The organism is Streptomyces sp. NPDC004266, assembly GCF_042874095.1.
Classification (GTDB): domain Bacteria; phylum Actinomycetota; class Actinomycetes; order Streptomycetales; family Streptomycetaceae; genus Streptomyces.
In genome coordinates this window covers 44608-64492 of record NZ_JBIAMM010000021.1, presented here as the reverse complement: position 1 = coordinate 64492, position 19885 = coordinate 44608, and the positions used below count along the sequence as shown (strand labels likewise).

Genomic DNA, 19885 nt, shown 5'->3' with positions numbered 1-19885 from the left:
ATCAGGCAAACACGTCTCCACCGCTACCACGCACCAGCTCGTAAGGCCTGGGGCTTCCCCCTTGGAGTCCTGATGTGCGGAGCACAGCCTGGAGGGTCTTGGCCATGGTCCCCTCAGGCGGTTCCCCAGCCGAGGTTCACGGGTGTGCTCGGGTCGAGCCTGCCGTCGGAGTTGCCAGGGTAGAGGTGGGCGCTGCCGTCGTCCCACACGGCGAGGACGTCGGGCCGGCCGTCGTCGTTGAGGTCGCCTGCACCGGTCATGGTGCGGACTACGCCCCAGCCTTTGGACAGCTCGACACGGGGCCCGAGCTTGCCTTGCCTGCCCTGAGCGGGATCGCCCTTGATGCCCGGATAGAGCCACAGCACCCCTGCGCCGTCGACCGCGAGTACATCCGGAGAAGAGGTCGGGTCCTGATCGAGGTTGCCCACCCCGGTGTAGAGCGGCATCGCGTCCCAGTTCGAACCGATGTCGTAGCTGGCGCCGAGACCGCCGGCGGGCGTGCCGGGGTAGAGGTGGGCGCTGCCGTCGTTCCATACGGCCATGAGGTCCGGCAGCTTGTCGCCGGTGAGATCGCCGACGCCGGACATGGAGGAGACGACACCCCAGCCGGAGGAGAGGTTGACGCGGGTGCCGAGCCCGTTCTGCGCGCCGGGGTAACGCCATAGCGCACCAGTGGCGTCGACGGCGAGGAAGTCCGGCATGGTGCTCTCGGACTGGGGGCCCATGCCAGTGAGCAGACGCATCTGGTCCCAGTTCGTGCCGATGGACTTCCGGGCCCCGACACCGTCCGAGGCGCCGGGGTAGAGGACGAGATTGCCGTTGCCCACGACGCTCTCCGTGCCCGCGCTCGGCCGGACGGCGAGCAGGTCGGGCTTGCTGTCACCGGTCAGGTTGCCCCAGGCCAGGGAGCGCACCGGCACGGGCGGCTTCGGCCACGGGATGTGGAAGACCGTGCGGTTGCCGGCCTTCTCGTTCAGCGTCCACATTTCGTTCGTCGACGGCCAGTACATGACGTTCTCCCCGTAGACCCCCGTCCGGGTCCACAGCCGCACCGGCTCGCCGGGCCACGCGTGGTAGAGGCAGCCCGCGATCTCCGTCTTGCCCGCGATGAACTCGGGGCAGGCCGCTGAGACGACGAGACGGCCGCGGTTCATGGCGACCCCGTTGGCACCGCTGATGGTGGAGGTGTAGGCCGCCTCGGGCCGGACGACGTCGATCTTCGCGCCCACGGGGCCCTCCGGCTCCGTGGCCAAAAGGCCGGTCTCCGGGTTCAGCGGCCAGCGCACGATCGCGTTCGGGGTGTTGAACGACTGCTGCTGGCCGATGGGGACCGGGGCCATCTCGGTGGTCACCAGCGCCGGGACAGCGCCGCTGTCGTCGAGCGAGATGCCCGCGAAACACGGCGGCGGGTTGTCCTTCGGCGGCTTGTTCGCCTCGAACCGGGTGTAGCAGCTCTGTGGGTCCTTCAGCGGGTCCTGCTGCGCGGGGTTGTCGAAGCGGTGCTGGTAGCGGTTGATCTGCGGCAGCGCGTACTTGTGCCACGCCGCCCCGTACGCGCCGTTCGACGCGCCGACACTTCCGACGCTCGCGTCCATGAGCCAGAAGCGGTTCAGGTCGAAGACGGCGAGTCCGGCGCCGGTGGAGACGTACAGGTAGTTGCGGTACCAGGTCACGGAATCGGCGTGCCCCCGCAGCTGCTCGTAGCCCGTGGCGGTGGGGGTCACCAGCAGGACGTGCCGGTACGTCACCTTCGCGGGGTCGGTCACGTCCGTGAACGTGACCCGCATCAGCTGGTTGGGCGTTCCGGGGTACGAAGGGTGACTCGTGAAGTTGGACCAGCTGGTCACCACGATGCGGCGGCCGCTGACGATCTGCTGGTTGGCGGCGGACTCGCCCGATCCGGCGATGCCCTGCGGCACCCACTGCGTCCCAGTGTCGTCACCGTAGGTGTCGTCCCAGCAGAACCCCTGGGCACCGGCTGCGTTGGTCGGGTGACACAGCGGGCGGGCGGTCATGTTCCTGTCGTTCAGCACGTCCGTGACGGTCTTCTTCGGAATGCCGCGCGCCTCGGCCTGGTCGGCTTGCTCCGCCAGCCTGGTGCGGTAGACATCCGCGACCGCGGTGGTCTCCGTCGAGGCCAGGGTCCAGTGATCCTCCGGCGTCGCCGTGGTGATGCTCGCCGCGACCACCGCCCCGTTCGGGACATCGGCAGCCTGGGCCGGCTGCGGCAGCAGCCCCACCGTCAGCAGGGCCGAGGCGAGCGCCCCGGCCCACCGCCCCCGCCGTCTCGCCCTCGTCGATCTCATCAGGTTCCCCTCCCACGTCGCACAGAAGACAGAGGAGCAGCCTACGAGGGTCACCGGGGGCGTTCCGGCCGCAGGTGGTGCTCCACCCAGTGCGAGAACCGGCCCGCCGTCGGCGGCCACCCGGAGCTCCTGTTCCGGGCCCGTCTCAGGTTTAATCGCTACTTGAGGATGCCGAGCTCGCGGTCGGGCCCGTGGATGTCGCAGGCGGGGATCGGCCTTCGGTCAGGATCCGGTGGGCTTCCTCGGTGCCGAGGGGATCGGTGTTCTTTCCGGCGAGCGGGCAGTTGCCGATGTGGACGGCGGCCGGGACACGGCGTTCACGCTCGCTCAGATAAACGACACCCCAGGCCGGCCTCTCCGGCAGGTTCCGCACGGGCCGCAGGGCGGCCTGACGCTTCTCGACCTGCTCCTTCCTGATCAGGGTGTCGCGCCGGATGATGCGCTGGAGCAGCTCCAGGGTCTCCCCGGCTGGTCGAGGCGTCGAGCAGGTCGAGCAGGTCGAGCACAGTCTCACGCCATCACGCGGGGCGGCATCCCCTGGTGGGGTGAGGGCATCTTTACCGGCCGAGTTGCGGCGGTCGTCAGTCCTTGGCACCTCGCCGGGCCGCAGACCACGACCGTCAGGCCGAGCCGCTGGGCGGGGCGGCGCGACGGTGTCCGCCGCAGAAACGCCAGCAGCCGCAAGGCATCCGGGCCCCGGAACTCACGCCGGTCCATGCCCTCAGCGGCGAGGAAGGTGAACAGCCGCCGCAGGCCGTACGCGTACGCGCAGATCGTGTGCGGCGAGACCTGTACCTCGACCGCCACGGCGCCGGTTCACGCGTCACTCGGAGGTGTCCGGACAAGGAGATCTACGGCCGGTTCGAGTTCGACATGGGCAATCGGATCGATGTCCACCCGGCTGTGACCGTCCCAGGCCGGCGGTGGACGAGCCGCGGCCGACACTCGCCGGGGACGAGCATCCGCCGACGCTCGCCGGGGAGGTCGCCGAGCAGTGGTAATACAGGGGTCTGGGCCGAAGCCATCTGCCGTGGCTTCGGCCCAGACCCGTTGGTCATGGCCGGGTGGTGAGGAGGTCCGGGCCGTCTCCGCCATGGCCGTGGTCCCGGCGGGACGGGTGGCTTGCTACCTGTCGACGGCGTCGGTCACGTTCTGCCAGCCGTCCAGGTCCGCGATCCGTGCCTCCAGAGCGGAGCGCATGCCCGTCGCGCCGGAGACGCCGAGGGCGAGGCGCAGCGGAGGGTTGGGGCTGTCGACCGCGGTCCGGATGCCTTCGGCGATCCGCGCGGCGGAGGAGAACGCGGACGCCGGCAGCTCTCCGATGCCCTTCTGGACCTCGCGGACGGTCTGGTCGTAGTCGTCCAGGCCGGCCGCGACGTCGAGGTTGGCGAGGAAGGGGGTCGCGGTCATGCCGGGCTGGATGCTCGTGACCTTGATGCCGAGCGGTGCGACCTCGGCCGCGAGCGCGTCCGACAGCCCCTCGACCGCGTACTTGGTGGCGGCCAGCAGACCCACGCCGGGATGGGCGGACTGCCCGTAGACGGACGAGCCCTGGAGGATGTGCCCGGACCGCTGGGCGCGGAGCACCGGCAGCGTTGCGCGGAGCACGTTGAGCACGCCGAAGACATTGGTGTCGAACACGGCACGCGCCTGGGCGTCGGATGCCTCCTCGACGGCTCCGAACAGTCCGTATCCCGCGTTGTTGGCCACGACGTCGATACGGCCGAATCGTGCGAGCGTGCCTTCCACTGCGTCCCGGACGGCCTGCTCGTCGCGTACGTCCGCCGGAATGAGGAGCAGGCGCTCACCGTGCGCTTGCGCCAGTTCGTCCAGGGGCGAGGTGTCGCGGGCGAGGGCCGAGACGGTGTCGCCGTTCTCCAACGCCTGGAGCGTCAGTTCGCGGCCGATGCCGGACGTCGCGCCGGTGATCAGCCAGGTACGGAGGTGGGTCTGCTGGTTGGATGTTCTCTTCATGTTGCGACCATAAGTCGTTAGCTCGCAACGAATCAAGGTAGCTAGATGTCTGAGTTGCCCTCTAGGAGGATTAGTGTCGATTGCGCTGATGTAGGGTGGGCCCATGAGCAGTACGGCATCCGAATCCCCCAAGCCCAGCCCGCGCACCGTGACACCGACGGTGGAGACCGTTCTCGCGTTCGTGAACACGCGCGCGGACGGATCGGGTCGCCGAGAGCTGTTCGAGGACGGGCACTCGTTCGCTGCGTGGCTGGCGGAGCGTGACGAGTTCGACGGCGAATCCGTGGTGACCGACGCGGACGCCGCGGTCGCGCGTGAGCTGCGTGACGCCCTGGTGGTCCTGCTGCTCGCGCACTCGGGCGACGAGAAGAGCCGGGGGGAGCCGCTGCTGCACGCCGAGCGGCACCTGCGACGTGTGGGGTCGCTCTACCCCCTGGCGACCGTGGTGACGGCCGGCGGCGCAGAGCTCGCCTCGCCGCAGACGGGCGTGCCCGGCGTGTTCGGAACCGTACTGGCCGCGGTGACGACGCTCGCTCAGAGCAGCGACTGGGGACGCGTCAAAGCCTGCCAGAATCCCCCGTGCCATTTCGGTTTCTTCGACCGCACCCGCAATGGAGCGGGGCTGTACTGCAGCACCGGCTGCGGCTCGCAGGTGTCCATGCGCAAACACCGCCAGCGGCAGCGCCAGGGCAGTGGTGCGCCGTCCAAGGCATGAGACCGCCCTGCCCGTGAAGGGGTGCAACCGGGGGGACGCCCGGTCTGGGACTGGTGCCGGCCCCAACGTGGTCAGCACCAGTAGTCGTTGGCGGCCGAGGCGGGGCGAATGCAGTGATGCCTGGGTGGCGGCCGGGCCGGTTCCCTGCTCACCGCGCAGACAGCACGCCATGCTCCCCGAGCAGAGCGGCCCGGCGCGGCTGCTGTACGCCTGTCGTGGGCTTTACGCCGCGATGCGGGTCAGTGCGGCGGCCAACTGCCGTACTGCGTCCTCGGCATCGGCGAGCTGAGCCGGGGCGGGTGCGTGGTCCCGAAGGTGAGCGTCTCGTCGGTTGTCAGTGCGCGCCAACTGAGAATCGGCGACAGCGCCTCGACGCCCGCCCCAGCGAACCGGGCGAGAGGGCCGTGGGTGCGGGCCAGGGTGATCGCCAACGCCGCCCGCGCCTCATGCAAGTGCGCCGACCGCTCGATGTCCGGCAGGACTTCCTGATTCCGGGCGGCGCCGACAGCCTCATGCGGGCTGGTGGCCGTTTCCAGGGCCAAGGTCTGGTGCTCCGGCATCAGCTGCCATGTTCACTCCCCGACTCACTGCTCCGCCTGTTCGAGCAGTGCCGCGACCGCCGACTGCATCTTGATGGCGATCCCCTGGTGAAACGGCTGCGCCACAAGGACTCTGCGGAGCCAGTCGACGACCGTCGGCCGCTGAGGGAGCGACGGCCCTGAGTTCTGCCCGGCGGATCATGTGACTTTCCGATCGGCCGCTCGTTGGTTCGGTCATGGGTCGGGGGCTGACGAATCGCGAGTGGTCGCTGTTGGAGCCGCATCTGTCACCTTCGAGTGGTCCAGGCAGCTGGTGAAAAACCGTGTACGAACGGCATCGCCGCTGGTCGGCGGACGGCACCCGGAACCGGATCCTGCCGTCGGTCCAGGCCGACGCCGACCTGGCGGGCCGGATCGACTGGTCGACGGTCGGTGTCGACTCGACGTCCTGCCGCGCCCATCAGCACGCGGCCGGGGCCGGAAACGGGGTGACCTGCAGAAGGAAGCATCGGGCGGCGTGTTCACCGAACCCCGTGATCATGGGCTGGGACGCTCGGGTCGAGAACCGCCGTCAGGTTCACGCGGCCCGGCCCTGGTGGGCTCGGATCTTCGCCCAGGCGTGCTGACCGGCCTACCAGGGCGTGTCCGGCGGATCATCGCATCGTACGCTCGGGTCCATGCACGCCAGCCTGACTGATCACGCCCGATGCCTTTTCGGGGACGAGTACCGGCCTACGCCGCCGTGCGACCGTGAGCACGATGAGTGCTCCTTCATCGAGGAGCTGACGTTCGCTGACGCCGACGCGATCCTGTGCATGCTTCGGGAGCTGTGTCCGAGCTTGGTCGACGGGTACCTGCCCGTGCGGATCCGTAACCTCGCGTATCGGCTCGTTCTTCTTCAGAAGCCGGATGAACCGGCGCTGATGAGGGAGGCAGCGGGCAGCCTTTATCTTCACGGGCCTGACTGGGACGACATAGCGGCCGAGCTTGAACGACGGGCCGATGCTCTGGATGCGGCAGCCTAGGTTCGGCTCTGTCTCATGTTTTGATCCATAGCCGGACCGCGGCTGCGGTGACGGGGCCGTGGAATACGTAGGCTCTCTTGTCGTATCGGGTGGCGACTGCCCGGAAGTTCTTGAGCTGGTTGACCGTCCGCTCGACCTCGTTGCGGCGTTTGCAGATCTCGCTGTCGAAGCCGGTGGGCCGGCCGCCCTTGCTGCCGCGTCGTTTGCGGTTGGCCCGCTGGTCCTTCGGTGCGGGGATGGTGTGCTTGATCTGGCGTCTGCGCAGGTAGCGCCGGTTGAGGCGTGAGCTGTATGCCTTGTCGCCGCCGAGGTGGTTCGGTCGGGTGCGGGGGCGACCGCCCTGCGGGCGGGGAACGCGGACGAGTTCGAGGACCTCGATCATCTGCGGTGCGTCGCCCCACTGGCCGGGCGTGAGCAGGAAGGCCAGCGGCCGACAGCCACCTTCGCCGGCGAGGTGGATCTTGCAGGTCAGACCGCCCCGGGACCGTCCGAGTCCTTCGTCGGGGCGGTGGTGCCGGGGCATGGTCCTTTTTCGGGACGCGTGGCTTCTTCTTGCGGCCGCCAGCCCCGTGCTGGTGGGTACGGCATGACGTCGAGTCGACGCTGACGATGGTCCCATCGATCCGGCCTGCGAGGTCGGCGTCGGCCTGGACGGCACGCAGGATCCGGTCCCACGTGCCGTCCGCCGACCAGCGCCGGTGCCGTTCATAAACGGTCTTCCAACTGCCGAAACGCTCGGGAAGGTCCCGCCACGGTATATCCGTTCGCACTCGGAACAGGATCCCGTTGACCACTCTGCGGTGGTCGTTCCACCGGCCGCCACGCCGTCCAGACACCGGCAGGTGCGGCTCCAGCCGCACCCACTCGGCATTCGTCAGATCACCCCGCCCCATGCCGACAACGACGAACAGCCACTCCGACCGTCACATGATCCGCCGGACAGGACCTAGACCCGCTGGACCTGCTGGACCTGCTCGGTGCAGTCCACTCCGAGCTCGCGCGCGGCCTCGGCGGCGCGCTGCTTACGCTCGGCCGCGGGGAGAACTGAGCGTCGCTCCTCTCGTCCGTCGGGGCAGAAACAGGCCGCATGTCCCCTACTGAGCGAGGTGACCGGCCGCGCCGGCCCACTGTTGATCCGCTCATGAAAAAGATCATCACCGTCGTGCTCGGCGCCGGCCTCCTCGCCCCCGTTCTCGTCCCCGTCGCGAGTGCCGCCGCTCCCGTTGGCCCCACCCACGACGCGCGCATCGAGCTCACCGTCGCCCGCACCCAGGGCGATGTCGAGGCCGTCGGATTCGTCTGGCTCAACTGTCCTGGCCGGTCAGGACAGGACCACCCACGGACGCGCGAGGCCTGCGCCGACCTGCGCACAGCCCATGGGGACTTCGCCCGCCTGCCCGGGCAGGCCACCGCCATCTGCTCGAATGACGGCGGCCGGGTCACGGTGACCGCCCACGGCATCTACCAGGGCCGACAGGTCCACTGGGAGCACGCATTCGACAACGACTGCGAGCTCGCGCTCGCCACCGGTCCCGTCTTCGACTTCTGACCCCCACTCCGATCCGCGCGTCGAGACATCAGGGGGCATGACCCGGACAAGCCGGAAACCCGCCACGGGATGATCTCGGTTACTGATCGAGGGCGCTGACGCGGTTCGCGTACTCGCGGCGGGCCTTGCGTTGTGCCGACACCGGCCTTCAGCGGACGGAACACACGTCGGGGCCCGCGTCACCGCCAGGGCACACGGTCTTGGTACGACTGTGGCGGGTTCTGCGGCGCTGTTAGCCTACGGTCCATGATCAAGGGCGGCTTAGCAGGGCGAATAGGTCGGATGGCGGGGGACAGCAGGCCGGAGCGCGTGCTGGTCGCCGCCAGTTTCGTCAACCGGGTCGGCAACGGTCTGTTCAACGCGGCGTCGGCGCTGTATTTCACCTTGGTCGTGGGTCTGCCCGCGGTGCAGGTCGGTGCCGCGCTCAGCATCGCCGGAGTGATCGGCCTGTGCGCGGGGATACCCGGCGGGCATCTCGCCGACCGGCGCGGCGCGCGCACGATCATGATGCTCGCCCTCGCGGTCCAGGCGGTGTCGATGGCGGCCCTCGTCCTCGTCGAAAGCTGGACCGCGCTTACGATCGTCGCGACGGTCGACCAGATCGCCGCGGCGGTCGGCGGGGCGGCCTGGGGCGCTCTGGTGGTCCGGGTCGGGGGTGATCGCCCGGCGAAGTTCCGGGCGAAGCTGCGCACCTTCGTCAACCTGGGCGTCGTCCTGGGAACGGCGGGCGCGGGGCTGGCGCTGGCCGCGGACACCCGCGGCGCCTATGTCACGCTGATCCTCGGCAACGCGGCGAGCTTCGCCCTGTATGCCGTGCTGTTGCTCCTGCTACCTCGCTACCCGGTGCTGGCGGCACCGCCGCAACAGCGTCGCTGGCTCGCGTTCACGGACCGCCCGTTCCTGACGTTCACCGCCCTCTACGGGGCCATGGGACTGCAGTACCCGGTGGTTTCCCTGCTCCTGCCGATCTGGATCTCCGAGCACACCGAAGCGCCGCGCTGGACGGTGGCCGCGCTGTTCGGCGTCAATTCCGCCTTCTGCGTGCTGATGCAGACCAGGATCGGCTCGCGTATCGAGACCCCGCACGACGGCGGCCGGGCGTTTCGCACCGCGGGGCTGCTCTTCCTCGTCAGCTGCCCGATGATGGCGCTGGCGGCGTACGCCCCGGTCTGGGCCGCGGCGGGACTGGTCCTGGCAGCGATCTTCGTGCACAGCCTGGGAGAGGTCTGGGAATCCTCGGCGGGCTTCGCCCTGGGCTTCGGCCTTGCCCCCGACCACGCCCAGGGCCAGTACCAAGGTGTCCTCGGTCTCGGCTTCAGCGCGGGCCAGGCTCTGGCCCCCGCCATCCTCACCACGGTGGTACTCGGCCTCGGCACGAAAGGCTGGCTGCTGCTGGCGTTGTTCTTCGCGGCGCTGGGCGCTGCCGGCCCCTCTCTTGCCCGCTGGGGTGTGCGGACCCGGCCGCAGCCCGGCGTTGCCGCGGAAGCGGCTAGCTGACCAGGGAGGAGGCGCCAGAGGCCTTCTTCCTCGTCGTCCCCTTCCAGCTCCGGCGCGTCCGGGTCGCGGCGGGCGCAGGGCGTCGGCGGACGGGACGCTCGCGGTGAAGCTGTAGCGGCCGGGAGGCTTCAGGTTGCGGTGCTTGAGCGGGGACAAGCGGGCGATGTCTTCCTCGCGGAGCTCGTGGCCTTCGGCGCTTTCGGCGCGGAGCTGAGCGACGGCGGCGTCGACGTACTTCGTCGTCCGGAGCACGATGGCGTTGGGGGTCAGGCCGAGTACGCCGAGCTGGTCCTCCGTCCCTCCGCGGTACGCCTGGTGGATGGCGCCGCGCTCGCCGTGGTGCACGGCCCGGGCGGGCTTGTGACGGAACTCGTGCACGGTGAGCCAGCGGTTCATCCGCCGCCGGTAAGTGTCGTCGACCGGGCCGACCACCCGCAGCGGGTGCTCGGTCTTCGCGATCCGTCCGTACTCGGCGAATGCCTGGCCCGGCGGTGCGACAAGCTCACCGGGCGACCGTTCGTACCTTCTGGGGGTCGAGGGCCCCAGGGCGCGGCTCCGGGTTCTGCGTGGCCGCGAGGCCGGACGCGGGCCCGGGGCCTGGCCCGGCGGCCGTGAGAACCCTCCGCCTGCCCGGTTCAGCCGTGCGCGGGCGCGGGGGCGAAGGGATGCAGTTCGTCGGCGCCTGGGCGGACGAATCTGTAGCTGCTCTCCGGTACCTCGTTCCATGCGCCGGGCAGGTTGTCGAGGGGTTCGGACACGATGAGGCGCGTCTCCGGGGAGATGTCCCGCAGGAAGGCGACGTCGGGATGCAGCCTGCGCAGGTCCTCCACCCGGCTGCCGTAGAACAGCGAGCGCGACGACCGTTCGGTGGAGTAGCGGAAGGCCCAGAGGCGTTCCCCCTCGGTGATGGCGAGGGTCATCTGGAGCGGGAAGTCCACCCCGTGTTCACGGCCGACGCGTTCCACCTCCCCCGCCATGCGCGCCACGGCGGCGGGCGGGTCCCGGTCCAGGCCGTAGGTGAGGGCCAGGTAGAACATCACCTCGGAGTCCGTCGTGCCTTCGAGATGGGCGAAGAGGGAGGGGTCTATCAGCAGCATGAGGTCGCGGCGTACGAGGTGGAAGCCGGTGATGGCGCCGTTGTGCATGAACATCCAGCGGCCGTGCCGGAACGGGTGACAGTTCGACTGCTGCACGGCCGTCCCGGTCGACGCCCGGATGTGGGCGAAGAACAGCGGGGACCGGACGTGGTCCGCCAGCTCGCGCAGGTTCCGGTTGTTCCAGGCGGGGCCCACGTCCCTCAGGAGCGCCGGGGTGCTGCTTTCGTTCGTGTACCAGCCGACGCCGAACCCGTCGCCGTTCGTCGTCTCGAGGCCGAGCTTGGCGAACCGGCTCTGATCGATCAGCGAATGCGTCGGTCTGTACAGGATGGTGTCGAGCAGCACGGGCGTTCCCGAATACGCGAGCCATCGACACATGCGCGATCACCTGTGTCCCTGTGGCGCGACGGAGAGGGGCGTTCCCGCTCCTTCGGGCCCGCACCGGCCGGCGTCCCACCCGCCGTGGTGGCCGGACGCTGGTGCTCCTCCAAGAGCTCCTGCAGGGAACGTTGCCTCTCCCACTGGTCCACGGGGTTCCGTAGCGAACCCGTCCGCCTCTCATTCTCGGCCTTGCCCCCGGACACCGCCACGCGATCCCTGGCGTCCTGCCGACCTTGGGCGTCCGAGGGCCGGGCCCGCCGGCCCGTCACGCGGCCGTCGAGACCGGGCGAAGTGGCCGGGCCGTCCTCGGCGTCGCATCATGGAGAGAGATGCTCGAATGAGCGGCTGGCTTATCATGCGAGCGATTTTGCTTAGATCGCGGCCTTCGGGGAACCCGCACCAGCAGATCCGCCAGGCAGATGGCGACCGGACCGAGAATCGTCGAGCTTCCCAGGAGTCACCGTGGCCGTCCGAATGGGCGTCGAAGAGGAATTCCATGTGATCGACGCCGAGAGCGGCGCACTCACCCCTCGGGCGGACGCCGTCCTCGAACGGCTTTCCCGGCACAAGGAGGAGTTCACGCGGGAGCTGCCCCGATCGGTCGTCGAGTCGAACAGCGGGGTGCACGCCTCCCCCGACGCGCTGTACGCGGACCTCTCCGCGTCGCGGCGGCTCCTGGACGCGGCCGCCTCCTCCCAGGGCCTTGCGGTCCTGGCAGCGGGGACGCCCCCGATCGCCCGCCTCGGAGCCGTACGGGCGACGGACGCCCCCCGCTACCTCGCCATGGCGGAGGACTACCGCCGGGTTGCCGACGAGCAGCTGATCTGCGGCGCCCAGGTGCACGTCGACGTCCCCGACAGAGACACCGCGGTCCGGGCACTCTGCGTGCTGAACCCCTGGGTTCCGCCCCTCCTGGCGTTGTCCGCGAGTTCTCCCTACTGGCTCGGGGCCGACACGGGCTACGCGAGCTGGCGCAGTATGGTCTGGCAGCGCTGGCCCACCTCGGGCCCCGCCGGATGCTTCACCGGCGCCGCGGACTACGACGCAGCCGTCAACGAGCTGATCGGCTCCGGCGTCATCAGCGACGCGGGGATGATCTATTACGACGTCCGCCCTTCCGCGCACCTGTCGACGCTCGAACTGCGCGTCTGCGACGCCTGTCCCCGCGTCGAGACGGTGGTGCTGGTCGCGGTCCTCTTCCGGGCGCTCGTCGTCGACGCCTGCGCGCGCGTCGAAGCCGCGGGGGGTGAGCGCTGCGCCGACAGACACGAGTGGCTGCGGGCGGCGACGTGGCGGGCAGCCCGCTCCGGTCTGGAGGGAGACCTGGTCGACCCGGTCACCCGCAGGCCGGCGCCGGCGCCGGAGGTCGTACGCGCCATGCTCCGCCATCTGCGTCCGACTCTGGAGGCGTACGGGGACTGGGAGACCGCTCGGAGCCTGGCCGAGGAGGCACTGGCCCGCGGCAGCGCCGCCCACCGCCTCCGCCGCGCGGCGTCCGGCGCCGACCTGCTCGCGGCCGTGGACCTGCTCCTGGCCGAGACCCGCGGTGAGAACCGGAGCGGGCGCAGGGGGGCGGACGCGGCTCTCACGACGCCCCGCTTCCGGGCGCGGGGCGTACCGGCGTAAGGCTGCCCGAGCATGACGAACTTCGTACCTGTGTCCGATCGTCAAGGAGATTGTGAATGTGTGGCTTGAGCGGTGAGATCCGCTTCGACAAGAGACCGGCGGACGTGGCCGCCGTCGAGCGCATGACCGACCGGATGGCGGCCCGCGGGCCCGACGGCCGGGGCGTGTGGTCACAGGGGGCGGTCGCCCTCGGGCACCGCCGTCTGAAGATCATCGACCTGTCCGAGCGGGGCGCTCAGCCGATGACCGACAGCGAGGCAGCCCTGACCTGTGTCTTCAACGGCTGCGTCTACAACTACCGGCAGCTCCGTGAGGAACTGCGGGGGTTCGGCCACCACTTCGTCACCACCTCCGACACCGAAGTGGTGCTCAAGGCCTATCGCCAGTGGGGCCGCGACTTCGTCCAGCACCTCGTCGGCATGTTCGCCGTGGCGCTGGTGGAGCACGAGACGGGGCGGCTCGTGCTCGCCCGTGACCGGCTGGGCATCAAGCCCCTCTACCTGGCCGAACTTCCCGGCCGGCTGCGCTTCGCCTCGACGCTCCCCGCGCTCCTCGCGGGCGGCGGGGTGGACACGACGCTCGACCCGGTGGCGGTGCACCAGTACATGAGCTGGCACGCGACCGTGGCTCCGCCCCGTACCGTCCTGGCCGGCGTGCGCAAGCTTCCGCCGGCCACCGTACGCGTGGTGCAGCCGGACGGCACCCATCACGACCACTGCTACTGGCAGCCCTCCTACACACGCCGCAGCGCGTTCGCGGGGATGGGACCGGACGACTGGAGGGACGCCGTCCTCGACGCGCTCCGCACGGCGGTGCGGCGACGGATGGTGGGCGACGTGCCCGTCGGCGTCCTGCTCTCGGGCGGCCTCGACTCCAGCCTCATCGTCGCCCTGCTGGCGGAGGAGGGGCAGAAGGACCTGGCGACGTTCAGCGTGGGCTTCGAGTCGGAGGCGGGCGAGGAGGGCGACGAGTTCGTCTACTCCGACCAGGTCGCACGGCACTTCGGGACCGACCACCACCAGCTGATGGTGCCGTCGGACCGGGTCGCCAACGCCCTGGGCGACGCCATCGCCGCCATGAGCGAACCGATGGTCAGTCACGACACCGTCGCCTTCCACCTGTTGTCGGAGCTGGTGTCCAAGGAGGTCGGCGTCGTCCAGAGCGGCCAGGGGGCGGACGAGGTCTTCGCCGGATACGGCTGGTACCCCGACCTGGCGTCCGTCGAGCGGGAGCAGGAACCCCGGCGTTACGAGGAGGTCTACTTCGACCGCTCGCACGCCGATCTCGCGAAGATCCTGCAGCCGCACATGCTGCCCGACCGCGACGTGTCCGCGGAGTACGTCCGCGCGCACATGGCCGCGCCGGGGGCCGAGACCGCGCTGGACGCGGCGCTCCGCCTCGACACCCACGTCATGCTCGTGGACGACCCGGTCAAGCGGGTCGACAACATGACGATGGACTGGGGACTCGAAGCGCGCGTGCCGTTCCTCGACCACGAACTGGTCGAGCTCGCGGCCGCCTGCCCGCCGGAGCTGAAACTCGCGGAGGGAGGCAAGGGCGTGCTCAAGCGCGCCGGGCGCACGGTGCTGCCGCGCAACGTCGTGGACCGGCCCAAGGGCTACTTCCCGGTCCCGGCCGTCCGCCACATGGCGGGCCCCGTCCTCGAACGCGTACGGGACGCCCTGTCGGCCCCGGAGGCCCGGGCACGCGGGCTGTTCCGTGAGGAGTACGTCGCCTCGTTGCTGGCGGCGCCCGACGAGCACCGCACGAACCGGGGGGCGAATGCCCTGTGGCAGGCGGCATTGTTGGAGATATGGCTGCAGACGCACGGAATCCACTGAACGCGGCACCCGAGTCGGCGGCTCCCCTGGCGGAGCCGCTGGCCGACGCCGCCGGCCCGAGGGACGCGCCGCCGCCACGGGTGGCCCACGGCTGCTGGTACCCGTCCTCCGATCCGCGGGGCGAGCACGTGGCGTTCATCTGCGACCGCGAGGGCGCGCCGCAGCTCTGGACCGGCCCGGCCGGCTCCGACGACGCCCACCTCCTGGACACCGGTCCGGATCACGTCACGGAGGTCTCCTGGTCCCCGGACGGCAGGTGGATCGCGTACACCGCGGCCCCCGGCGGAAGCGGACACACCCGGGTGCTCTGCGTCCGCCCCGACGGCTCGGACCGCAGGGTCCTGGCGGGCGCGGAGCCGGGGAGCTCGGCCTATCTGGGGTGCTGGGCGCCGGACGGATCGGCCCTCGCGGTGACGGTCGCCGAGCCCCTCCGGCAGGAGGCGGACCCGTTCGTCGAAGCCGACCGGCCCACCGGCTGGACGGAACGGGACGGGCACCCCACCCTCCTCGACGCTCCCCCTCCCGGCCCGGCGGCGGGCGGCCGGCCGCCGGCACCGGTCCGTGACCGGCTCACGGCCTATCTCGTCGATCCCGCCGGGACGGCCGCGCCCGAGCTCCTGGCCGACGAGACGGAGGCGGCGACGCTCCGGGTGTGCGACCTCAGCCAGGACGGGCGCCTGGCCCTGCTGCGCCGCGGCCCCAGGGGAAGGCGCGAGGCCGTGGTCGTGCGCCGGGCCGACCGGACCCCGACGTGCGTCCTGCGGGTCGCGGACGGCGATCCGTGGATCGGTCGCTTCTCGTCCGACGGGCGCACGGTGTGGCTGCGCAGCGACCACGACCGGGAGTTCGCGGCGCTCCTCGCGGTCCACCTGGACGGCGCCGACGAGCAGAAGGACCTTTCCGTGGTGGCCGCACGCGACGCGTGCGACCTCGAACTGCTCGCTCTCGTGGAGAGCGGTCGGCGCGCTGCCCTGGCCTGGAACGACGGAGGGGTGAGCCGGCTCGAGACCATTCCCCTGACCGAGGGGTGGGCCAGCCCGCCGCCCCGTCCGGTGGAACTGGCCCACGAGGTGGTCACCCGCATCGCGCCGGCGGGGCCCGACGGGATGGTGATCGCGCTGTCGGGATCCCGTCGCCGCCCCGGCGTATGGGCCGTGTCGCCCTCCGCGCCGCCCGCGCGCACGCCGTGGTCGGCGCGCGACCGCGACTCCGTCCCGCGGGGGATGGAGCCCGTCCGGCCCGTCCCCCTGCGCGCGGCCGCCCGCGACGGGCTGCTCCTGGGCGGCTGGTACCACCGGGCCCCCGGCCGGGGGCCCGGTGAACCGGCGCCCTGCGTGCTGCATCTGCACGGCGGCCCGGAGGATCAGGAACGCCCGGTCTTCGACCCGCTCTACCAGGAGCTGCTCGGACGCGGCCTGGACGTCTACGCACCCGATGTCCGCGGCTCCTCCGGGTGGGGCCGTTCCTTCGTCGACGCCGACCTGGGCGAGGGCCGTTTCGCCGCGATCGACGACGTCGCGGACTGCGCGATGCACGCGGTCGCGTCGGGCCTCGCCGACCCCCGCCGCTTGGCCGTGATGGGGCACTCCTACGGCGGCTACCTCACACTGGCCTCCCTCGTGTGGCACCCCGCCCTCTTTCGCACGGGCATCACCGTGTGCGGGATGTCGGACTTCGCCACCTTCTTCGCCGGCACCGAGCCGTGGCTCGCGGAATCGGCCGCCCACAAATACGGTCATCCCGAACGGGACCGGGTCCTCCTGCGCGCGCTGTCGCCCATGAGCCGCGTGGACGAACTGCGCGTCCCGCTGCTCGCGGTGCACGGGGAGCACGACACGAACGTCCCGCCGGGAGAGTCCGAGCAGATCGTCAACGCCGCACGTGCACGGGGGCTGGTGGCGGAACTGCTGCTGCTGCGCGGCGAGGGCCACGACTTCCGGCGCGCCGACAACCGGCGGCTGTTCCGCCGCACCGCTGCGGCGTGGATGCAGCGGTGGCTCCTCGGCTGAGGCGAGCTCGGCCGGGCCACGAGCGGGGGCGGGGGGCGGACCGGCTGGATCGACGGGCCGCACGCCCACGGGCGCGACGGAACCTGAGGCCCGGGCCGCGGCCCGCCTCACCCCTCCCCCGGCCATCGTCGACCTCAGCACGCTCGGTACCGGCGGCCATCGGATCGCCCACTGGATCCGCCCCCGTCGGATCGACCGTACTTTCCGGTCACCGACGCACCGACGCGCCGACGCCCGGCGGAGGCCCTGTCGCCGCTGCCCTGACGCGGGCCCCTACCGTCCCGCCGCGGCCTTCGCCCTCAGACGGTCCCAGGCCTGCTCGCGCACGTCCGGACGCAGCAGGACGTCAGCCGCCGTGCAAGCCAGCGCCTCCGCCGCAGCGCACATCACGCGCCGGGCTCTCGGCCCCGCCGCCGCCTCCGCGAACTCGGGCGTGTGGTCGGAGGCCTCCGGACCCATGATGGCGATCCACGGGTGGATCCCGGGCACCCGCGTGCTCACGTTTCCGATGTCGGACGACCCCAGGTACACGCCCGCCGTGGGTTCCGACAGACGGATGCCGGCCCGGTCGAGGTGCCCGGCGAACAGGGTCGACAGCACCTCGTTGTCACGGAAGTGTTCGTACCGCCCTCCCACGTCGGTCACCTCCACTCCGGTACGGGTGGCCAGAGCCACGCCCTGCGCGCACGACCGCAACTCCTCCACCAGCCGCTCCAGGGCCGACGTGGTCTCCCCGCGCAGCCCGAAGAGGCCTTCCGCGTACGCGGGGACCAGGTTCGTCGCCCGGCCGCCCTCCGTCACGATGCCCTGGATGTGCGACCCCATGGGAAGCCGCCTGCTCAGTACACCGAGCGTGTTGAAGAGCTGGATCAGCGCGCCCAACGCGTCGATCCCCTCGGTCGGGCTGCCGGTCGGGTGCGCGGCGCGGCCGTGGAACCCCACCCGTACCTGTGCGCTGGCCGTCAGCGGCGCCCACGTCCAGTCGTGGACACCCGGATGGAACATGAGCGCCGCGTCCACTCCCTCGAACAGGCCCGCCGCCACCTCCGCGACCTTGCCACCGCCCCGCTCTTCCGCGGGCGTCCCGACGGCCAGCAGCGCCCCCTCGACCACGCCGAGCGCGGCGCGCAGGGCGAGCGCGGCACCGAGGCCCGCCGCCGCGATCAGGTTGTGGCCGCACGCGTGCCCGAGGAGCGGCAGAGCGTCGTACTCCATCAGAAGGGCCACGGAAGGCCCTTCCCGGGCAGCCCCTTCCCGGGCGCTGACAGCCGAACCGGTGCGGGCGACGAACGCGGTCGGCAGGCCGGCCACCCCTCGTTGCACCTCGAAGCCCTCCCGTTCGAGCTCACCCGCCAACAGCCGGGCCGCCCGGTGCTCCTCGTACGCCGTCTCCGGGTCGCGGTGGAGCGCCAGGCTCACTTCCCACAACCGATCGGCGCGGGCCGCCACCTCCTGCCTGATACGGGCGTACAGGGACTCCGATGTCTGTGACACGCGCGCTCCTCCGGACTCTCGGCTCGTAACCCGGCACTCCACGTCGCCAGACGGGCGCCACGCCGTGGGGTCACCGTGGAGGCCTCCGCCATGGGCGCACGACCAGGCCGCGGAGGCCGCGCCCGCCCGCTGAGGAGCGGGCAGCGGGGCTGCGCCCGGGCCTGCCGTCCGTGTCTGTCGTCCGTGTCTGTCGTCCGTGCCTGCCGTCTGTGTCTGTCGTCTGTGTCTGTCGTCTGTGTCTGTCGTCCGTGTCTGTCGTCATGGCCCTTCGGTCAGGTGCCCATGCCCTTCTGGTCGGGCGGGGTACCGCCTCCTTCGCCGCCGCCCCGGTCGCCCTTGTCGGTGCCGTGGGCCGGGCCGGAGGACTTCTCCGCGCCTCCCTGCTTCTGCCGCGCCTTGAGGGCGGCGACATCCTCCGGCGTGGCCGCTCCCCTGCCGCTGCGCCGCTGCTCGGGCTGCTGGGGTTTACTCATCGTGTCCTCCTGAAAGGAATCGGCAAGGGCCTCGCTCGTCACCGGCGGTGGGCCCTTTGCGCGCCGTGCTGCTGGTGTCTCAGTGGCCGAGGGCGTTCTTGAGCTGCTGCTTGGTCATGGTGGAGCGGCCTTCGATGCCGCGCTTTTTCGCCTCCTGGTACAGGTCGTCCTTGGTGCGCTCGGACGAGCCGCCCCCGGTCCTCTCGCCACCGCGCTGCGAGGCGGACTTGCCCGAGGTCGAACCGCGGCCGGCCGTCTCGCTCTCGCCCGACCGCGCCCGCTCCTTGTTCACGGTGCGGGAGGCCATCTCCTGGGCACGGCCCTCGGACATGCCCCGCTTCTCGCCGGACTCCTTGACGTGCTCGTACTGGCGCTCGCGCTTGGAGCTGCTTCCTCTGGGCATGGGAACACTTCCTTCGTGAGGGATTCCAGGTCCCCGGCAATGCTGCGCGTACCCAGACCGCCACGCATGTCACGCGCACCCGAAGGGGAATCGGAAACCGGGCCGATCCGCTCACCACGGACCGCCCGCAGAAGCTCCGGGGCAGCCCGCCAGGACCTGTCCAGGTCGCCCTGGCGGAGCGGAGTCGTGAGAGGTGTGACGATGCGCGCACGCGGGGGTGAGACGGGACGGCCCGAGTCGCAGCACGTCCATGCGGTGGCCTACGGGGCGAAGGAACGAGGGGGTCCCACGAGAGGGCCCCACGAACGGCTTTCCGCCCGGCTTTCGTCGCCGGTCGAACCGGCCCGAGTACCGCCCCCTAAAGCGTGTCACAGAAGGCGACGCAGCAGGAATTTCCCCTGCGGGCGTGGAGTGTTGAGGGCTGAACCGCTGCGGGTGGAGACGTTCACGAGGGCGCGAATGCTCGCGCTGCTGTTCGACGTCTCGCCGGCGACGGTGTGCCGGGGCATCCAGCGGCTGCGGCCGCTGCTGGCGATCGAGCCGGCCACCTGCCCGGCGGTATCCGGCGCCACCGCGGACGCGAAGGCCTGGCGGGACTCCGACCCGGCCGACGTCTGCGAGGGCGTGACTGTGCTGGCCGACGGCACCTGCCTCCACACCGGGCTCGTCGTCCCGCGCCGCAAACGCCCCGGCCGGGCCCTGCTGCCGGGCGACAAGGAGGACAGCGCCCAGCACCGACGGGTGCGGGCCCGGGTCGAGCACGCCCCTCGCCCGCATGAAGCACCGCAAGATCCTCCGCGACTGCCGCCGGAGCGGCCACGGCCTCCACCACGCGGTCCAGGCCGTCTCCCACCTGCACAACCTCGCCCACGCCGCATGAGCAGGGCCAGTCCCGAAACCGTCCCTGACCTGCACAGACGCGACCTTCAGCAACACGCTTGAGAGGTTGGTGGCTG

Annotated in this window: 17 protein-coding genes and 3 pseudogenes; 9 read left to right on the top strand and 11 right to left on the bottom strand. The window is 71.0% G+C overall.

What is annotated here, in order from left to right; all coding sequences use genetic code 11:
- Positions 1–113 precede the first annotated feature (113 nt).
- The 4 genes from ACFYUZ_RS35515 to ACFYUZ_RS35500 all read right to left on the bottom strand — a co-directional run bounded on the left by ACFYUZ_RS35515 (position 114) and on the right by ACFYUZ_RS35500 (position 4280).
- Positions 114–2306, bottom strand: coding sequence for an FG-GAP repeat domain-containing protein (locus ACFYUZ_RS35515; protein ID WP_389316307.1), 2193 nt, complete (start codon positions 2304–2306; stop codon positions 114–116).
- A gap of 151 nt (positions 2307–2457) precedes the next feature.
- Positions 2458–2820 (bottom strand): DUF6233 domain-containing protein, encoded by a 363-nt coding sequence (locus ACFYUZ_RS35510; RefSeq protein ID WP_389316306.1) that lies wholly within the window; start codon positions 2818–2820, stop codon positions 2458–2460.
- Positions 2817–3113: a hypothetical protein gene (locus ACFYUZ_RS35505; protein WP_389316305.1), complete on the bottom strand. Its 297-nt coding sequence runs from the start codon at positions 3111–3113 to the stop codon at positions 2817–2819. Before ACFYUZ_RS35505 ends, ACFYUZ_RS35510 begins: the two co-directional genes overlap by 4 nt.
- 318 nt (positions 3114–3431) lie before the next feature.
- On the bottom strand, positions 3432–4280 hold the full coding sequence (locus ACFYUZ_RS35500) for an SDR family NAD(P)-dependent oxidoreductase (protein WP_389316304.1): 849 nt from the start codon (positions 4278–4280) through the stop codon (positions 3432–3434).
- Positions 4281–4383: 103 nt separating this feature from the next.
- Here ACFYUZ_RS35500 and ACFYUZ_RS35495 point away from each other — a divergent pair, with 103 nt between their 5' ends.
- Positions 4384–4995, top strand: coding sequence for a CGNR zinc finger domain-containing protein (locus ACFYUZ_RS35495; RefSeq protein ID WP_389316303.1), 612 nt, complete (start codon positions 4384–4386; stop codon positions 4993–4995).
- Positions 4996–5234: 239 nt separating this feature from the next.
- Here the strand turns inward: ACFYUZ_RS35495 and ACFYUZ_RS35490 are convergent, their stop codons facing one another.
- Positions 5235–5555: a hypothetical protein gene (locus tag ACFYUZ_RS35490; protein ID WP_389316301.1), complete on the bottom strand. Its 321-nt coding sequence runs from the start codon at positions 5553–5555 to the stop codon at positions 5235–5237.
- Between the two features lie 215 nt (positions 5556–5770).
- On the opposite strand from ACFYUZ_RS35490, the pseudogene ACFYUZ_RS35485 reads away from it, so the two are divergent.
- Positions 5771–6013: pseudogene (locus tag ACFYUZ_RS35485) on the top strand (IS5/IS1182 family transposase); the annotation flags it as partial.
- Positions 6014–6211: 198 nt separating this feature from the next.
- Positions 6212–6559: a hypothetical protein gene (locus ACFYUZ_RS35480; protein ID WP_389316299.1), complete on the top strand. Its 348-nt coding sequence runs from the start codon at positions 6212–6214 to the stop codon at positions 6557–6559.
- Between the two features lie 13 nt (positions 6560–6572).
- Here ACFYUZ_RS35480 and ACFYUZ_RS35475 read toward each other — a convergent pair.
- A protein-coding gene (locus ACFYUZ_RS35475) for an IS5 family transposase (RefSeq protein WP_389316297.1) occupies positions 6573–7452 on the bottom strand; the annotation gives its coding sequence in 2 pieces (ribosomal slippage) (positions 6573–7092 and positions 7091–7452; 882 coding nt in all).
- Positions 7453–7700: 248 nt separating this feature from the next.
- Between ACFYUZ_RS35475 and ACFYUZ_RS35470 the strand changes: the two genes are divergently transcribed.
- Together ACFYUZ_RS35470 and ACFYUZ_RS35465 are read left to right on the top strand one after the other, a co-directional pair.
- Entirely contained in the window at positions 7701–8108 is a 408-nt protein-coding gene (locus ACFYUZ_RS35470) for an SSI family serine proteinase inhibitor (RefSeq protein WP_389316295.1), read from the top strand.
- Positions 8109–8354: 246 nt separating this feature from the next.
- The gene (locus tag ACFYUZ_RS35465) at positions 8355–9605 is read left to right on the top strand and encodes an MFS transporter (RefSeq protein ID WP_389316294.1); all 1251 of its coding nucleotides are present in this window, start codon (positions 8355–8357) and stop codon (positions 9603–9605) included.
- 23 nt (positions 9606–9628) lie between these two features.
- Here the strand turns inward: ACFYUZ_RS35465 and ACFYUZ_RS35460 are convergent.
- Together ACFYUZ_RS35460 and ACFYUZ_RS35455 are read right to left on the bottom strand one after the other, a co-directional pair.
- Positions 9629–10097 (bottom strand): annotated as a pseudogene (locus tag ACFYUZ_RS35460) (Tn3 family transposase); the annotation flags it as partial.
- 143 nt (positions 10098–10240) lie between these two features.
- On the bottom strand, positions 10241–11080 hold the full coding sequence (locus ACFYUZ_RS35455; RefSeq protein ID WP_389316292.1) for a class II glutamine amidotransferase: 840 nt from the start codon (positions 11078–11080) through the stop codon (positions 10241–10243).
- Between the two features lie 465 nt (positions 11081–11545).
- Here ACFYUZ_RS35455 and ACFYUZ_RS35450 point away from each other — a divergent pair, with 465 nt between their 5' ends.
- Genes ACFYUZ_RS35450 through ACFYUZ_RS35440 form a run of 3 tightly spaced genes read left to right on the top strand, consistent with a single transcriptional unit; the run spans position 11546 to position 16559 of the window.
- Positions 11546–12709: a glutamate--cysteine ligase gene (locus ACFYUZ_RS35450; protein ID WP_389316290.1), complete on the top strand. Its 1164-nt coding sequence runs from the start codon at positions 11546–11548 to the stop codon at positions 12707–12709.
- A 56-nt stretch (positions 12710–12765) separates the two neighbouring features.
- Positions 12766–14550: an N-acetylglutaminylglutamine amidotransferase gene (locus ACFYUZ_RS35445; RefSeq protein ID WP_389316288.1), complete on the top strand. Its 1785-nt coding sequence runs from the start codon at positions 12766–12768 to the stop codon at positions 14548–14550.
- Positions 14523–16559 carry a S9 family peptidase gene (locus ACFYUZ_RS35440; RefSeq protein ID WP_389316286.1) on the top strand — a complete coding sequence of 679 codons (2037 nt, stop codon included), beginning with the start codon at positions 14523–14525 and terminating at the stop codon, positions 16557–16559. The genes ACFYUZ_RS35445 and ACFYUZ_RS35440 overlap by 28 nt, the downstream gene beginning before the upstream one ends.
- Positions 16560–16832: 273 nt before the next feature.
- On the opposite strand, the gene ACFYUZ_RS35435 is transcribed toward ACFYUZ_RS35440, so the two are convergent.
- From ACFYUZ_RS35435 to ACFYUZ_RS35425, 3 genes are all read right to left on the bottom strand, one after another.
- On the bottom strand, positions 16833–18053 hold the full coding sequence (locus ACFYUZ_RS35435) for an amidohydrolase (protein WP_389316284.1): 1221 nt from the start codon (positions 18051–18053) through the stop codon (positions 16833–16835).
- 272 nt (positions 18054–18325) lie between these two features.
- Positions 18326–18526 carry a hypothetical protein gene (locus ACFYUZ_RS35430; RefSeq protein ID WP_389316282.1) on the bottom strand — a complete coding sequence of 67 codons (201 nt, stop codon included), beginning with the start codon at positions 18524–18526 and terminating at the stop codon, positions 18326–18328.
- A gap of 79 nt (positions 18527–18605) precedes the next feature.
- Positions 18606–18929: a plasmid stabilization protein gene (locus ACFYUZ_RS35425; protein WP_389316280.1), complete on the bottom strand. Its 324-nt coding sequence runs from the start codon at positions 18927–18929 to the stop codon at positions 18606–18608.
- Positions 18930–19388: 459 nt separating this feature from the next.
- Here ACFYUZ_RS35425 and ACFYUZ_RS35420 point away from each other — a divergent pair.
- Positions 19389–19809 (top strand): annotated as a pseudogene (locus tag ACFYUZ_RS35420) (transposase family protein).
- Positions 19810–19885 lie beyond the last annotated feature (76 nt).

What these genes read in the sequence shown, in the direction of transcription:
- ACFYUZ_RS35455 (WP_389316292.1), bottom strand. Translation starts at nt 11,080, where the DNA reads ATGTGTCGATGGCTCGCGTATTCGGGAACGCCCGTGCTGCTCGACACC.
- ACFYUZ_RS35490 (WP_389316301.1), bottom strand. Translation starts at nt 5,555, where the DNA reads ATGCCGGAGCACCAGACCTTGGCCCTGGAAACGGCCACCAGCCCGCAT.
- ACFYUZ_RS35465 (WP_389316294.1), top strand. Translation starts at nt 8,355, where the DNA reads ATGATCAAGGGCGGCTTAGCAGGGCGAATAGGTCGGATGGCGGGGGAC.
- ACFYUZ_RS35430 (WP_389316282.1), bottom strand. Translation starts at nt 18,526, where the DNA reads ATGAGTAAACCCCAGCAGCCCGAGCAGCGGCGCAGCGGCAGGGGAGCG.
- ACFYUZ_RS35500 (WP_389316304.1), bottom strand. Translation starts at nt 4,280, where the DNA reads ATGAAGAGAACATCCAACCAGCAGACCCACCTCCGTACCTGGCTGATC.
- ACFYUZ_RS35515 (WP_389316307.1), bottom strand. Translation starts at nt 2,306, where the DNA reads ATGAGATCGACGAGGGCGAGACGGCGGGGGCGGTGGGCCGGGGCGCTC.
- ACFYUZ_RS35495 (WP_389316303.1), top strand. Translation starts at nt 4,384, where the DNA reads ATGAGCAGTACGGCATCCGAATCCCCCAAGCCCAGCCCGCGCACCGTG.
- ACFYUZ_RS35445 (WP_389316288.1), top strand. Translation starts at nt 12,766, where the DNA reads ATGTGTGGCTTGAGCGGTGAGATCCGCTTCGACAAGAGACCGGCGGAC.
- ACFYUZ_RS35470 (WP_389316295.1), top strand. Translation starts at nt 7,701, where the DNA reads ATGAAAAAGATCATCACCGTCGTGCTCGGCGCCGGCCTCCTCGCCCCC.
- ACFYUZ_RS35440 (WP_389316286.1), top strand. Translation starts at nt 14,523, where the DNA reads ATGGCTGCAGACGCACGGAATCCACTGAACGCGGCACCCGAGTCGGCG.
- ACFYUZ_RS35425 (WP_389316280.1), bottom strand. Translation starts at nt 18,929, where the DNA reads ATGCCCAGAGGAAGCAGCTCCAAGCGCGAGCGCCAGTACGAGCACGTC.
- ACFYUZ_RS35480 (WP_389316299.1), top strand. Translation starts at nt 6,212, where the DNA reads ATGCACGCCAGCCTGACTGATCACGCCCGATGCCTTTTCGGGGACGAG.